The organism is [Clostridium] aerotolerans DSM 5434, assembly GCF_000687555.1.
Taxonomy (GTDB): Bacteria; Bacillota; Clostridia; order Lachnospirales; family Lachnospiraceae; genus Lacrimispora; species Lacrimispora aerotolerans.
The window spans coordinates 199,239-213,027 of the sequence record NZ_JHWJ01000007.1; the positions used below are offsets into that span (position 1 = coordinate 199,239).

The 13,789-nt window shown below is 39.7% G+C and carries 15 protein-coding genes; 5 read left to right on the plus strand and 10 right to left on the minus strand.

Going from position 1 to position 13,789, the window contains the following annotated elements:
• Nucleotides 1-26: 26 nt before the first annotated feature.
• The 10 genes from T546_RS0111945 to T546_RS0111990 form a co-directional block, all read right to left on the minus strand.
• On the minus strand, nucleotides 27-230 hold the full coding sequence (locus T546_RS0111945) for a hypothetical protein (protein WP_026891818.1): 204 nt from the start codon (nucleotides 228-230) through the stop codon (nucleotides 27-29).
• 68 nt (nucleotides 231-298) lie between these two features.
• Nucleotides 299-952: an ABC-2 transporter permease gene (locus T546_RS0111950; RefSeq protein ID WP_026891819.1), complete on the minus strand. Its 654-nt coding sequence runs from the start codon at nucleotides 950-952 to the stop codon at nucleotides 299-301.
• Complete coding sequence (locus T546_RS0111955; protein ID WP_026891820.1) at nucleotides 949-1,797, minus strand: ABC transporter ATP-binding protein; 849 nt, start codon at nucleotides 1,795-1,797, stop codon at nucleotides 949-951. Before T546_RS0111955 ends, T546_RS0111950 begins: the two co-directional genes overlap by 4 nt.
• 5 nt (nucleotides 1,798-1,802) lie before the next feature.
• On the minus strand, nucleotides 1,803-2,174 hold the full coding sequence (locus tag T546_RS0111960) for a GntR family transcriptional regulator (protein ID WP_024838460.1): 372 nt from the start codon (nucleotides 2,172-2,174) through the stop codon (nucleotides 1,803-1,805).
• Between the two features lie 91 nt (nucleotides 2,175-2,265).
• Nucleotides 2,266-3,942 (minus strand): methyl-accepting chemotaxis protein, encoded by a 1,677-nt coding sequence (locus tag T546_RS23460; protein WP_051629789.1) that lies wholly within the window; start codon nucleotides 3,940-3,942, stop codon nucleotides 2,266-2,268.
• A gap of 281 nt (nucleotides 3,943-4,223) precedes the next feature.
• Nucleotides 4,224-5,255 (minus strand): tocopherol cyclase family protein, encoded by a 1,032-nt coding sequence (locus tag T546_RS23465; protein ID WP_051629790.1) that lies wholly within the window; start codon nucleotides 5,253-5,255, stop codon nucleotides 4,224-4,226.
• Nucleotides 5,256-5,406: 151 nt separating this feature from the next.
• Nucleotides 5,407-6,363, minus strand: a complete 957-nt coding sequence (locus tag T546_RS0111975) for an L-lactate dehydrogenase (RefSeq protein ID WP_026891821.1) — start codon at nucleotides 6,361-6,363, stop codon at nucleotides 5,407-5,409.
• A 73-nt stretch (nucleotides 6,364-6,436) separates the two neighbouring features.
• A complete protein-coding gene (locus tag T546_RS26120) occupies nucleotides 6,437-7,273 on the minus strand; it encodes a methyl-accepting chemotaxis protein (RefSeq protein WP_026891822.1) in 837 nt (278 codons plus the stop codon).
• A gap of 251 nt (nucleotides 7,274-7,524) precedes the next feature.
• Nucleotides 7,525-9,411, minus strand: a complete 1,887-nt coding sequence (locus T546_RS0111985; protein WP_026891823.1) for a heavy metal translocating P-type ATPase — start codon at nucleotides 9,409-9,411, stop codon at nucleotides 7,525-7,527.
• 117 nt (nucleotides 9,412-9,528) lie between these two features.
• Nucleotides 9,529-9,747, minus strand: coding sequence for a cation transporter (locus T546_RS0111990; protein ID WP_024838474.1), 219 nt, complete (start codon nucleotides 9,745-9,747; stop codon nucleotides 9,529-9,531).
• Nucleotides 9,748-9,908: 161 nt separating this feature from the next.
• Here T546_RS0111990 and T546_RS0111995 point away from each other — a divergent pair, with 161 nt between their 5' ends.
• The 5 genes from T546_RS0111995 to T546_RS0112015 all read left to right on the plus strand — a co-directional run.
• Complete coding sequence (locus tag T546_RS0111995; protein ID WP_026891824.1) at nucleotides 9,909-10,274, plus strand: ArsR/SmtB family transcription factor; 366 nt, start codon at nucleotides 9,909-9,911, stop codon at nucleotides 10,272-10,274.
• A 13-nt stretch (nucleotides 10,275-10,287) separates the two neighbouring features.
• Complete coding sequence (locus T546_RS23470; RefSeq protein WP_156951329.1) at nucleotides 10,288-11,142, plus strand: helix-turn-helix domain-containing protein; 855 nt, start codon at nucleotides 10,288-10,290, stop codon at nucleotides 11,140-11,142.
• Between the two features lie 43 nt (nucleotides 11,143-11,185).
• Entirely contained in the window at nucleotides 11,186-11,662 is a 477-nt protein-coding gene (locus T546_RS0112005; protein WP_026891825.1) for an immunoglobulin-like domain-containing protein, read from the plus strand.
• A 308-nt stretch (nucleotides 11,663-11,970) separates the two neighbouring features.
• A complete protein-coding gene (locus T546_RS0112010) occupies nucleotides 11,971-13,371 on the plus strand; it encodes a L,D-transpeptidase family protein (protein WP_051629792.1) in 1,401 nt (466 codons plus the stop codon).
• A gap of 158 nt (nucleotides 13,372-13,529) precedes the next feature.
• On the plus strand, nucleotides 13,530-13,789 hold a 260-nt coding region (locus T546_RS0112015), incomplete at its 3' end, for a transposase (protein ID WP_026891827.1).

Genomic DNA, 13,789 nt, shown 5'->3' on the forward strand with positions numbered 1-13,789 from the left:
TGATATATTCAAAAAAGAATATAAGTTTATCTGGGACGAATGATAAATCCTATGAAAAAGAACAGTAAGAAGTAAATCAGAACCAGAAGAAAGCAGATTTCTCCTGCCACGCGGATTTTAATGATTCTTATCCCCTTGGTCCATTTATAAAAATAATAAGATATTAATACAATTCCAAATGTGCCAAGCAAAATCGGCAGCCAGGCCATGATAAGAAAAATAAGATTCATCGTTTTACTCCTGAAGAACTTCCTTTTCTTATCTTCTCCCTTTTCCTTTCACTTATAAGCCGTGTTTATCAGAATTGCCTTTTCTCCATGATTTTTACAGAAAAACTATAAGAAATTCCATATATCACTGCACAAATGCATGCCAAAATGCCAAAAAAGGGCGCTGGCCTTATGGTTCCTAACTGACGGAACACTGCTGTTATATTCATATTATTTAACTCAAAGATTTTTGCAAGGCCGAATACAACGGCAAAGGTAGTTATGGATACGCCGATCAAGGCAATTCTTCCCTTCTCAATTCCAAATTTTAATTGAATGGGAAGATTCACTGCACAAAATAACTGTATCGTAAAAAGATACATGAGCGCAGCCGGAAGAATTTCTCCCATATCCATATTCTTTCCTACCAATGATTTCATGAAAACAACAGCTAAAAACAAAATCCAGACAGTGAGACTTACAATGATGCCAAACCCATACTTTTCCCTTACATAATCTCTTCTGCTGTAGGGCAGGGTGAAAAGAAAAGAGAATCCATTTTCAAACTCATCATAGCTGATGGTTGTGAATGTGAACATCATACACATCAGCGTCATATAGCCGATGATATATGCCGGGTTAAAATTAGCAAACAGCATTAATGCGCAGATCATTGCGAACATGATGTAAAATTTCGCCTGGTTCTTAAACAAAATCAAATCCTTTATAAACAATCCTTTCATATCCGCTCACCTCGAATCATTAATGTTAGAATCTCATCAATGGTCCCTTTCTCCATAACGAGATCAGGATAGTTACGAGTGTAATACTCCTTTTGATCGGTCAGACAATAGTAGCCGTAGGCTTCTTTCCTGCGTCTGATGATATGCTGATGATCCAGCTCTTCATACTGTTCTTTCGTCGCCTTTAATAATCCATAACGATCTAGGAGCACGTCTGTTTCTTCATGAAGGACGATTCGTCCCTGATCAAGCAAGTAAACATCATCGCAAAGGGTCTCTAAATCCTTTGATATATGAGAACTGATGAGAATGGAGCGGTCTCCTTCCTGCATATAAGCTCTGATGTAGTCAAGAAGTTCATCTCTGGCAATGACATCAAGCCCTGCGGTAGGCTCATCTAAGATCAGTATTTTCGCCTGATGAGACATAGCTGCAATCAATTTCAGCTTTGCTTTCATACCAGTTGAAAATTCCTTGATTCTCTTGTGAAAAGGAAGACCAGCATCCCTGCATTTTTGTTCAAATTCTTCTTTATTAAATTTTTTGTACAAATGCTTTAAAAAGACAGATATATCGGAAAGGGTGAGATAGCCGCTGAATCCGGAATCATAAAGTACGACCCCAATTTCTTCCCTTTCTTTCGCAGTCAGATCCTTTGGTTCCTTATTAAGGATTCTTATCTTACCTCCATCTACAGAGATAAGTCCCAGGGCTGACTTAAATATCGTTGTCTTTCCTGCTCCGTTTGGTCCCACCAGTCCGGTAATGTATCCTGTACGCAGCTCCAAAGAACAATCCAGACGGTAACCGTCATACTGCTTCTGTACGTTTTCCATTGTTAGCATCATAATCAATCCTCCAAAATGATACGAAACATCTCTGTTATGTCCTCGTCACTCATACCACAGCTCCTGCCCTTTCGTATGGCTGTCTCTAAGTCTGATTCCACTTCTTTTCTCTTCTCTTCCAATATCAGGCCTTGATTGGTGCAGGCTACAAAGCTTCCTTTGCCATGTACGGTTATGACAAAGCCCTCCTGCTCCAGTACGTCATAGGACTTTTTTACAGTCAATGCACTGACTCTTAGTTCCTTTGCCAGACTGCGCACAGATGGAAGAGATTCTCCTTCTTTTAACTGGCCCTCCATAATAAGGCCCTTGATTTGTTCCACCGCCTGCTCATAGATCGGCTGCATGGAAGAGTTATTTATAATAATCTTCATAAATTTCCTCCTCGACAAACAGCATATAACAGTTGACCAAAAATGTCAACTGTTATATGCTGTTTATTTTGAACCTTATTCAATTAATTGTTTACTTTTTTAGCTGAAACTGGAAAATCAAATTACGAAGGGACTGGGCCTGACCGGTCAGCTCCTCACTGGAAGCAGAATTCTCTTCTGCCGTGGCAGCGTTTACTTCTACTACCTGAGAGATCTGGCCAATACCATTGTCGATTTGTCTGGCTGCCATTGCCTGATCCTTTGATGCGGAAGCAATGCTCTCCACCTTTTTCATAACAACTTCTGTTCTTTCAACAATTACACTCAAGCCCTTAGCGGCTGTATCTGCGATTACAGCCCCCATCTCCACTGCCTCCAGAGAATCTTCAATTAACTGGGTTGAGGTCTTAGCTGCATTGGTACTCTGGCTTGCTAAGAGGCTTACCTGGTTGGCAACAACGGAAAAGCCTTTGCCTGCTTCACCGGCTCTGGCCGCCTCGATTGAAGCATTCAGTGCCAGGAGGTTCGTCTGAGAAGCAATATCATTGATGGTATTGATGATCTTATTGATTTCCTGTGAGGTATTTCTGATTACCTCCATTGCGCGGACCATCTCCTGCATATTTTCATTTTCAAGACTGATATTCTTTGTAACATTCGTCATCTCATCGCTGATTTCAACTGCATTCTGTGCATTCTCAGAAATTCTTCCGGACATATCTGCAATGGTATCGGAAAGGTCTTTTACAATGGCCGCCTGATTAGCTGCGCCTTCTGCCAGAGTCTGAGCAGAACCTGCGATCTGCACGGATCCCATGGAAACTTCATCAGACACCTGACTGATATCTCCCAGACTCTGTGAAATCTTTGTGGTAAATAATTTAAGGGACTTTTCGATATTTCTAAAATCTCCTAAAAATTCATTTTTAAAATTCACATTGAAATTACCGGATGCCATGCTGCCCATAACGGAATCAATGTCCTCGATATAGGATGCAATCTTTTGAATGGAGACCCTTAAGCTGTCAGCCACCTGCCCGATTTCATCGTTGGATACATATGTAATTTCTGTATGTAAATTCCCTTCTGCAAGGTCTTTTGAAGCTGTCTCAAGCTCTCTAAGCGGAACCACAATGCTGGCAGAAAGCCGTCTTGCCATAACAATGGCAGTAATCAGTGAGATTACAGAGAAAACAGCTAGTAGTACTGAGGCAATATTCTCCACGACCTGGCTGGTTTCATATTGCTGCAGGGCTTCCTTATCAGATCTTGTACCTGTGCTATCAAGGGCATCTGCAAGCATCTCAGAAGATTTATTATAATCTGTATTATAAAAGCTGATGGCCTGCTTCGTCTGTCCATCTTCTACCAGTTGGACGAAATGATAGGTATCTTCTTTAAACTTGCTCACAGCCTCAGTTAAGCTCTGCGATATTTGTTCGTCCTTCAGATTTGTTTTAATCACGTCGATGTAACCGTCGATTTTTCCAAATCTTTTGTCAAAATCTTCTTTTTGTTCCGCTGTCACAGCCGGATCATTGGATATGACCGCCCAAAGCATACGTTTGTTAATGGTCTGTACGTCTTTTCGAATTTCCATCTGTTGTTTTGTGGTCTCATATTGTACGTGAAAAAAGGTATTGAAATGATTACCGATCTTACGAAAGCTTACGAGTGAAAAAACTGAAGAAAGAAAAATGATTAATACCAGAACTGCAAATACCAGATTCAATCGTCGGGAAATCTTAAGTCTGCTGCTCTTTTTCATAGGTGCTCCCCCTTTATCCTTAGATATGGAATTAGTAAATATATACAATATTATTATATCAATTATCTGCCATTTTTCAACATATTTTGCAGATTATTACAATTCTTTAAGGTTGTATTCTATATATTATAGAACCCGCCTAACAAGGGCACATACGCATTAACATTTATTAAGAACAAGCCTTTACTTTTCTAAATTTTATGGATTCATATGTCGAAAAATGTCAACGCAAAAAGGACCGGTGCCACCTACTGTTAAATGACATGCTCCGGCCCTCTGATTTATATGACTCCTGATTCGTATTCAAAGCTTACATAGTCACTGGAAAGATCAAAAATCTGGTCCTCACCTTTATACAAAAGGAATCTTCCACGGAGCAAATGACCTTCCTTAATGAAGCGGGTCATTCCTCCCTTTCCGGGGGCCATGAGTTTATGTGAAAAGGTAGAAACCTCTCGTTTTCCCTGACTGCTTAAATAGACCTTTAAGGTATACTTCCCCTGTTTTAGAACAACCGAAGTCCGCCTTTTGCATATGACCTTTACCCCAAGATAGGTGGCAAAGCGGTATTCTCTTCCCTTATAATGAATGACGCAGATGCAGCCCTCAAAGCTTGCTCCCATGAAAGGGATACTGGCGACCGATACCATAATGGAGGCTGGCTCCTTAAAACGGTTGCATTGAATCCAAAGGTAATCTTTTGGAAAGGCTCTTCCTTTGTCGCCTTCCATATATCCTTTTTCCCCTTCAAAATCTAACACCGTTCCATTTATCATGACTCTCCCATGAAGGGTATGGGACATGCTGATTACCTGGTGCCTGCATTCCATAAAGGGCATAAGCTCAAAGGGCCCCATAATGGAATACCGTAGAGGGCTGATAGGACCGTAATGAATGATTCCCTGAAGGGCGATATCCTTTGATCTTATATTTAAGCGGATGCCGCGGTGGGAGAAAACATTAGGGCCCAGCATGATTCGGTTTTGTCTGGTGTCAACCAGATAATCCTCTTCCGGAAAATGGAGGTAATAAGAGGTCTCATTCCAGATAATCTGTAGAAAAGGGTGCCTGGTTCCATTTTTCTCCACGCTGATACCAGGAATCAACGCCAGTATATTATCCTTGTTCTCATGCTTAAAATACCAGCCTTCAAAAAATGCGAAGTTCGCATTGGTATAAAAAAAGGTAACACAGGAATCTCTTAAACTGTCCCTTAGCAAAACGGTTCTTCTTTGAAGCTTTTGATTGAAGCGTTTTATCTCGCCCATGCTTTCCGGCCTTTTGTGCATGGTACATTTCTTATGTTGCGGCATTTGTCCTCAGTCTCCCATCTGTTCATTTTTCTGTATCAGTTTAAACATAGGGTTACCAAATTTCATGCTCCGTAGTCAGCATATGGAGAGAAAGTATGACAGAAAAAAGCCTCGCCGGCAAATCGTTGATTTACCAGTGAGGCTCCTTATTTTATATTCCTTTTAACACCTTGTCCGTATATTCCCGAATAATCTCCGCAGAGCTTCTAAATCGCTCCAGCTCTTCTTCCGTCATGTGTATCTCAAGAATGTCTGCTGCCCCTGTCCGATTTAAAATCGTAGGAACTCCGGCATACACTCCGTTTTGACCGTATTCACCTTCTAACAGCGTGGAAACCGGGATGATCCGGTTCTCATCGTAAAGAATTGCTTTGATTATTCCGGCGCAGGTGGTAGCGATCCCATAGTAAGTGGTTCCTTTTCTCTGATAAATCTCCCAGCCTTCCCGGACTGTTTTCTTTACGATTTCATCAAGATCCACATCACCCAGCATGTCCTTGTTATCATGAATAATATCCTGGAATGACTTTCCTGCTACGGTTACGGTGGACCATGGAACCATCTGGGAGTCTCCGTGCTCTCCCATGGAATAGGCATAGATGCTTCTCGGATCAACATTTACAAGTTCTGCTATGAAATTCTGCAGTCTTGAGGTATCAAGAGCACTTCCGGTCCCAATGACCTGATTTTTAGGAAGTCCTGATAACTGATATACGTAATGAGCCATAATATCCACTGGGTTTGAAACAACGATGAAGATGCCGTCAAAACCGCTTGCCATAATAGGGTCTACAATGGTCTTTACTATCTTTGCACTGACTTCTAAGGTATCAAGTCTGGTCTGGCCCTTTTGGGGCGGTGCTCCCGCTGTAATTACTATAATATCGGCATCTGAGCAGTCCTTGTAACCTGCCACACGAACCTTTACATTGCGGTCCAGATACTTAATGGTATCGCGAAGGTCAAGTACTTCTCCCAGCGCTCTCTCTTCATTAATGTCAATCATCAGGATCTCATCACAGATTCCCTGAGTCACAAGGCTGAATGCGGTTGAAGAGCCTACGAGACCGCAGCCGACTATGGCTATTTTTGATGTTTTTATCTTCATCTGTCAATTCCTTCTTTATGTTTAGAGTCATGATTATCATAACTCAAAAACTAAAAATTATCAAAGGAATTTTCTACAGATGTTCCACCAATCCTTCCAGCTTTTTCGCTGTGGCATTTAACTCACTAATGGAATTTACAATGTTCTTAAATTCCTGGGTCTCCTCATTATAAATCGTGTTGGATTCGGTGATTCTGCTGTTGATGGTAGTAATGGAAGCATTGATGCTTTTTAAAACCGTATCGATCTGACCAATGGATTCGTTGGTGGATGCAGACATCTTTCTGATTTCACCTGCGACCACGGTAAAGCCTCTTCCTGCTTCTCCTGCTCTTGCTGCTTCAATGGCAGCATTCAGTCCTAACAGGTTTGTCTGTGTGGAGATATCCTTTACAAAATCCAGAATACCATCGGTATTTCTGGTGCTTTCATTGGCTTCATTTACCTTCACGGATATTTCGGTATTCATATTTTTCAATTGTTCTATTCCACTTGAAACACTTTTTGTCGATTCAGCAATCTGAGTGATTCCTGCTGATAAACTATTAACGATACTGACCAGGTTATTTCTTTTTTCCAGACTTTTTCCAAGGGTCAGAACCCCAATCACTTTTCTGCCTTTGTCAAAAATGGGAACCGCATAAGACTTAAACGGGATTCCGTAAACCGTTGCCGGTACATCCATAACTGTCACTCTCCCGCTGTTAAGTGTCTCTCTGATGGCGCCCCCTGCAGGAATTAAATCTCCCGGTGTAATATGGAATCTTAACTGATTGCCATTCTCCACCAAAATAAATTTCTGTGTGTCTGTTAATGCAAAAGCAACATCATCGTCAAATAAGCTGGATAAATACGGAATCACCTCATAAAATGAGTCCAATAGCTGGTGCTCTGTGGTAAAATTGTTCATAATACCTTCCCCCTTCATTCGTTAAGCCGTCTTATGTAATTTCCCTGGACAGATACTTAAAATTTATCATTTGTAAAATAATTCTATTTTAGTATATCCTTGGAAGTATGTCAATGCGAAGGGCTACAAGCTTTTAATTATTTTAGGATAAAATTGGAGAAATGTAACAGTCCATCTATGTAATACTTTTTTTCAAATGATTATCAAACATAAAAATGAGAGCAGATTTTTTCTGCCCTCATTATCTATATTTATAAGTTGTGAACACGAAGTGCACGAATCGCATTTAAGACTGCTATTATCATAACTCCAACGTCTGCAAAGATTGCAAACCACATATTTGCGATACCGATTGCTCCAAGACCAAGACAGGCAAATTTGATTACCAAAGCGAGTGTAATATTCTGGTATACGATCCGAATACATTTGCGGGATATTTTAATCGCTTTTGCTATCTTCATTGGATCATCATCCATTAAAACTACGTCCGCCGCTTCAATTGCTGCATCCGATCCCATAGCTCCCATTGCGATACCGATATCTGCACGAGTCAGTACCGGTGCATCGTTGATTCCATCACCGACAAAAGCAAGTTTTTCATTATCCGGTTTAAGATTCAGCAATTCTTCTACTTTTGTTACTTTGTCCGCCGGAAGAAGCTCGCTATATACTTCGTCAATTCCAAGGGAAGCTGCTACCTGATCTGCCACTGACTTTGCATCGCCTGTAAGCATAACAGTTTTTTCAACACCAGCACGTTTCAGCTCCTTGATTGCTTCTTTGGAATGAAGCTTTATAATATCAGAGATTACGATATGTCCTGCATAAGTTCCGTTGATTGCCATGTGAATGATGGTACCTACGGAATGGCAATCCTGATAAGGAATGTTTAATTGCTTCATCAGTTTACTGTTACCGGCTGCAACTGTTTCTCCATCAACCTTAGCAACAATTCCATGACCGCTGATTTCTTCAATATCTGTTACACGATTACGGTCGATGTCTTTTCCATATGCTTTCTGTAAGCTTTTACTAATGGGGTGGGAGGAGGCACATTCAGCCAGAGCTGCATATTCCAGCAATTTTTCATTTTCAATTTCATTGTGATGCACACCACTTACTTCAAATACACCTTGTGTCAATGTACCTGTTTTGTCAAATACCACGTATTTTGCACGGGATAATGTTTCAAGGTAATTGGAACCTTTGATTAAAACGCCTTCCTTGCTCGCTCCACCGATTCCGGCGAAGAAGCTAAGAGGGATACTGATTACAAGTGCACAAGGACAGCTGATTACAAGAAATGTCAGAGCCCGATAAACCCAAACGTCCCACTGAGCTGGTACATTTAAAAATAACATCTGGACAAGGGGAGGCAGAATCGCCAGCGCTAATGCACTATAACAAACAGCCGGGGTATAGATCTTGGCAAATTTTGAAATGAAATCTTCTGATCTAGATTTCCGTGAGCTGGAATTCTCCACAAGCTCAAGAATCTTGGAAACGGTAGATTCCCCAAACTCTTTTGTAGTCTGGACCTTTAACACGCCAGTCATATTGATACAACCACTTATGATCTCATCGCCCTCTCTTGCATCTCTTGGCATACTTTCTCCAGTCAGTGCACTGGTATTTAAGGTCGATGTGCCTTCCTTTATGATACCATCAAGAGGCACCTTCTCCCCTGGCTGCACCACGATAATGTTCCCGATTTGGACTTCATCCGGGTCAACCTTTTGAAGCTTCCCGTCTCGTTCCACATTTGCATAATCTGGCCTGATATCCATAAGAGCGCTGATATTCTTTCTGCTCTTTCCGACCGCGTAGCTCTGGAATAGCTCCCCGATCTGGTAGAACAGCATAACAGCTATGCCTTCTACGTAGTCGCCGCTCTGTTCATAGATTGCAAGAATAAATGCTCCTAATGTTGCCACAGACATCAAGAAGTTCTCATCAAATATCTGTCTGTTCAAAATGCCTTTTCCTGCTTTTTTTAATATATCGTATCCAATAATCAGATAAGCGGCAAAGTATAATACGAACTCTACGATTCCTGTTACCGGAATAAAATGCAATACAATAAGCATCACTGCTGAAATGATGATTCTAGCCAGCATTTTCTTCTGCTTTTTATTCATGATACGTCCCTCCCTTTATGATGATTTATTATATGCTTATTCGTTCATATGTTTGAATGAAAGGTGACACCCCTTCCACCTTCAGGCTTCCGGGGTGCTTGTGTAACGGTATGCTGATTATAATTCTATTTCACAATCAGGTTCTACCTTCTTGCAGGCCTTTAAAACATCCTGCATAACAGCTTTTGGCTCCTGGCCATCTTTGAATTCAACAATCATCTTCTGAGTCATGAAGTTAACAGTTGCTGCCTCAACGCCTGAAGTCTTTCTTGCTGCATCCTCCATAAGATTTGCACAGTTTGCACAGTCTACTTCGATTTTATATGTTTTTTTCATAATGTTGATTCCTTTCTGCTGATGGATTGTACGATTAAGTACTTGTTTAATCTTTATGGGTGTAGTATAATTCAAGAAAAAATATAAGTCAATGCTTCCGACCCATACCCTACCAGAAGGGCGAAAAGCATTTCTAAATGGAATAAAAGGAGCGACGTTTTATGAATCATATAGAACTTCCCCATGATCACGGTGAAGAAAAAAAGCTGGAACAATTAAAGGTTCAATTATCAGAAGTAGATCAATATCAGACGGTCTCAGACGTATTTAAGCAACTAGGGGATACCACTCGGATCCGTATTTTCTGGTTATTATGTCATTGTGAGGAATGCGTGATAAACATTGCAGCTATGATGGAAATGTCAAGCCCTGCCATATCCCATCATTTAAGACCGCTGAAAAACAGCGGGCTGATTGTCAGCCGCAGGGTGGGCAAAGAGGTATATTATCGGGCTGCGGAGACTGCACAGAGTAAATTATTGCATGAGATGATAGAAAAGGTAATGGAAATCACCTGTCCTAAGTAAGGAGTTGGATTCTATGGAAAAGCATGTGTTGTATCCTGGAATAGAATTGTTATTTTTTAATGTAAAGGGGGAAACTCTGCCCTATCATCATGAAGCACTTGATACTATTATGGAGATTAATTATTGTAAGTCGGGGCGAATTGGTTGGAGTATAGGGAATGGGAACAATGTTTATCTTGGTCCTGGGGATTTTTCGCTTCATACGATGAAGACATGTGCTGCTTGTAATATTACGCTGCCCAATGGTTCTTATGAGGGGCTGACTATATTGGTGGATTTGAAAGGATTAGATCAAAACCCACCTGAACTTTTGTCTGGTACTGGTATTACAGGGGAATTTCTGTATGGGAAATTTTGTGATAGAGGATATAGTTTGTCACTTTCAGGGAATGAGGATACGGAATGTATTTTTCGGCCTTTTTTTGAGGAAATGCCGGAGTTAAAAACGGTTTACTGGAAAATAAAAGCGGTGGAATTACTGCTATTTTTGAGTAAGCTTGAAATTAAGGAGAAGGAACAGATATCAGAGTATCAATCGGAGCAGATTGATATTATCAGGAAGATTCATGAGCAAATGGTTCATAACATGAATCAGCGATTTACGATAGAGTATCTTTCTAAGGAATATTTGATGAATCCTACCACTTTGAAACAGGTCTTTAAGGCCGTTTATGGGACTTCTATTGCGGCGCATGTGAAAGGGCATCGGATGGAGGAAGCGGCGAGATTGTTGGTGGCTACGGATGATAGTATCGCTGAAATTGCAGATCAGGTTGGTTATACTAGTCAGAGTAAGTTTACAACGGCTTTTAAGGAGTATTTGGGGGAATTGCCTACGGAGTATCGGAGGCGGAATAATGGGCATTAACATAAGGCATTAGAGATGCTTAGCACAGAATAAAGGAATTATTATGAAAGTAGAAAAAAAAATATTTATCTTTGCTTTACTTGTCACATGCATTTTAATATTAATTTATAAAAACAATATTAATACTAAAGATAATGAAATGACATCTAAAATGGCTGAAAGTACATTAACTCTAAATAATTTTAGCGATATATCCATGTCGTTAGAGAACTTAGATAATACTATAATCACAGTGCGTATTAATTCTTCTGCTAATGATTCAGTTATATTTGGTGAAGATTATATCATTGAAGCAAAAAATGGACAAAAGTGGTACACTTTACCTATTAATAAAGATATTATGTTTACTTCTATAGGGTATGAATTAATAAAAGGAACCAGCTTCTTGTGGTCCACTGATTATGATATTTTATATGGCAAATTATCTCCAGGGAAATATCGAATGATAAAAAGTTTTAGAGTCGAACCACCACAGGGAACACCTAAAGATTATTTCGTTAGTGTTGAGTTTACAGTATAAATAAATACATACTCACCACACTTTTTAACTGACAGATATATTTTTTCATGTTGTTGAAGTAAAAACTTACAGAAAAGTATAAAAATATACTATGTCAAAGCAATCAATAAGCAGCGGAAAACAAGCTTAAACAAATTTATAATATTCATATAGTCACCTGGAAATAAAGTATGTAAGATTGCAAATGGAGTATGCAGGTTAGTTTTAAAAGAGAAAGAGGCTTCTTTTACAATTGATTAGTATTAAATTCAATTTCCAGAACATAAAATGATATGATCCCAGTGCATAGTAAAGGTGATTGTGTTGTTATGAATTATGAAAATATGAGCGCTTGTGAAAAGCGGGAGGCCATAGAACTCCTGGGAATCATAGTGGCAGCAGTGATGTTATTGTATTTGCTCATCTCTTTTTACTTTACCAGTCATTTCTTTTTCTCTACGACCATAAACGGAGCAGATGTATCTTTAAAAAACGAACGGCAGGCGGATCAAATCATAAGAAGATACACGGAAAATTATAAACTCCTTCTGATTGAACGAGAAGGTAAATCGGATGAGATTACCGGACTGGAAGCAGGACTGGAATACAAGAATAAAACATATGTAAAAGAGGCGCTTCATGAGCAGAAAGCACTTCGATGGATCGGATCATTATTTAAAAAACAGAAGTTTCTTTCGGAGAATTTATTTTCCTATAATGAGAACAAGCTTAATTTAACGTTGATTCAGTTAAACTGCTTTACGCAGGCGGAAATAGAACCTGAAAATGTGTCTTACCAATATGCGGACGGACATTATCAAATGGTAAAGGAAATTTACGGTAATCGGGTTGAAAAAGAAAAACTGAAAGCTTCTGTAGCAGACAGCCTTTTAAAAGGAAAAACAAAACTTGATCTGGAAGCAAACTCCTGTTACATAAATCCCGTATATACCATGAAATCTTCTAAAGCCTTTAAAACCCTCAGACATTTAAATAAATACGCATCTACTCATGTCACCTATCTTTTTGGCAGTAACAGAGAAGTGGTTGATGGGAATGTGATACAATTCTGGATTACAGTAGATGAAAATCTGGATATTATACTGGATAAAGATAAAGTCAGGGCCTATGTGAAGGCTATGAGTAAGAAATATGATACGGTAGGGGTGAAAAGAAGTTTTAAAACCTCTCTCGGGACAATGGTGGATATAGAGGGGGGAATCTATGGCTGGAAGATAGATCAGGAAGCTGAAACATCGGCTCTGGCAGATAATATCAACTCAGGACGGATTGTTATAAGAGAACCTTTATATGTTCAAAGAGCAATATCAAGAGACGGTAATGAAATCGGAGAAACATATGTGGAGTTAAATATAACCAGACAGCATATGTGGTTCTACAAGGATGGCAAACTCATTGCCCAGGGTCCGGTGGTTACCGGAAATCCAAACAGAGGTAATGCCACAGTAACCGGAGCTTACATGCTTAATTATAAACAGGAAGGTGTATCGTTGACCGGACCTGGCTACGAAGCCGGTGTCCAGTATTGGATGCCCTTTTACGGAAATATTGGAATTCACGACGCGAAATGGAGGCATGCTTTTGGGGGAGAGATTTATAAAAGGAATGGATCTCATGGCTGTGTGAATGCCCCCTATTATCTTGCTAAAGCAATATACGAATATATAGAATCTGGTATTCCAATTATTTGTTATGAGGAGAAAAAATGAGTACATAAAATCACCATTATTTTAATAATGAGGCTGCTCACACCAGTTAGGAAAATAATAAAGGAGATTAAATTAATTTTTACTGGGAGAATCCCAAAGTTTGTGTAAACTTTCAAACTGATGTAAAATAAAATTACTCAGTTTGGAGGTTTTATTTTATGGCAAAAAGAAGAAGGGACGAGTCTCCCGAAAGACAGGCACTACGTGAAATGATGAATGGATATCTGAAAGAAAATCCAGTTAAGAATGGAACAGATGTCAATGGTCTCATGAGAGAAATGATGTCTGTCATCCTGGAAGGTAGTCTGGATGGTGAAATGGAGGAGGAACTTGGTTACTCCAAGTACGATTTCCGTAACAAAGAAACAGATAATAGCAGGAATGGTTATAACTCAAAAACATTACATACTAGTTACGG

Bases quoted from the DNA above. Each gene is read 5' to 3' on its own strand.
- T546_RS0111990 (WP_024838474.1), bottom strand. From the start codon at position 9,747: ATGAAAAAAACATATAAAATCGAAGTAGACTGTGCAAACTGTGCAAAT.
- T546_RS0111945 (WP_026891818.1), bottom strand. From the start codon at position 230: ATGAATCTTATTTTTCTTATCATGGCCTGGCTGCCGATTTTGCTTGGC.
- T546_RS0111985 (WP_026891823.1), bottom strand. From the start codon at position 9,411: ATGAATAAAAAGCAGAAGAAAATGCTGGCTAGAATCATCATTTCAGCA.
- T546_RS0112005 (WP_026891825.1), top strand. From the start codon at position 11,186: ATGAAAGTAGAAAAAAAAATATTTATCTTTGCTTTACTTGTCACATGC.
- T546_RS0111995 (WP_026891824.1), top strand. From the start codon at position 9,909: ATGAATCATATAGAACTTCCCCATGATCACGGTGAAGAAAAAAAGCTG.
- T546_RS0111950 (WP_026891819.1), bottom strand. From the start codon at position 952: ATGAAAGGATTGTTTATAAAGGATTTGATTTTGTTTAAGAACCAGGCG.
- T546_RS23460 (WP_051629789.1), bottom strand. From the start codon at position 3,942: ATGAAAAAGAGCAGCAGACTTAAGATTTCCCGACGATTGAATCTGGTA.
- T546_RS23470 (WP_156951329.1), top strand. From the start codon at position 10,288: ATGGAAAAGCATGTGTTGTATCCTGGAATAGAATTGTTATTTTTTAAT.
- T546_RS0111975 (WP_026891821.1), bottom strand. From the start codon at position 6,363: ATGAAGATAAAAACATCAAAAATAGCCATAGTCGGCTGCGGTCTCGTA.
- T546_RS26120 (WP_026891822.1), bottom strand. From the start codon at position 7,273: ATGAACAATTTTACCACAGAGCACCAGCTATTGGACTCATTTTATGAG.
- T546_RS0112010 (WP_051629792.1), top strand. From the start codon at position 11,971: ATGAATTATGAAAATATGAGCGCTTGTGAAAAGCGGGAGGCCATAGAA.
- T546_RS0111960 (WP_024838460.1), bottom strand. From the start codon at position 2,174: ATGAAGATTATTATAAATAACTCTTCCATGCAGCCGATCTATGAGCAG.
- T546_RS23465 (WP_051629790.1), bottom strand. From the start codon at position 5,255: ATGCCGCAACATAAGAAATGTACCATGCACAAAAGGCCGGAAAGCATG.
- T546_RS0111955 (WP_026891820.1), bottom strand. From the start codon at position 1,797: ATGCTAACAATGGAAAACGTACAGAAGCAGTATGACGGTTACCGTCTG.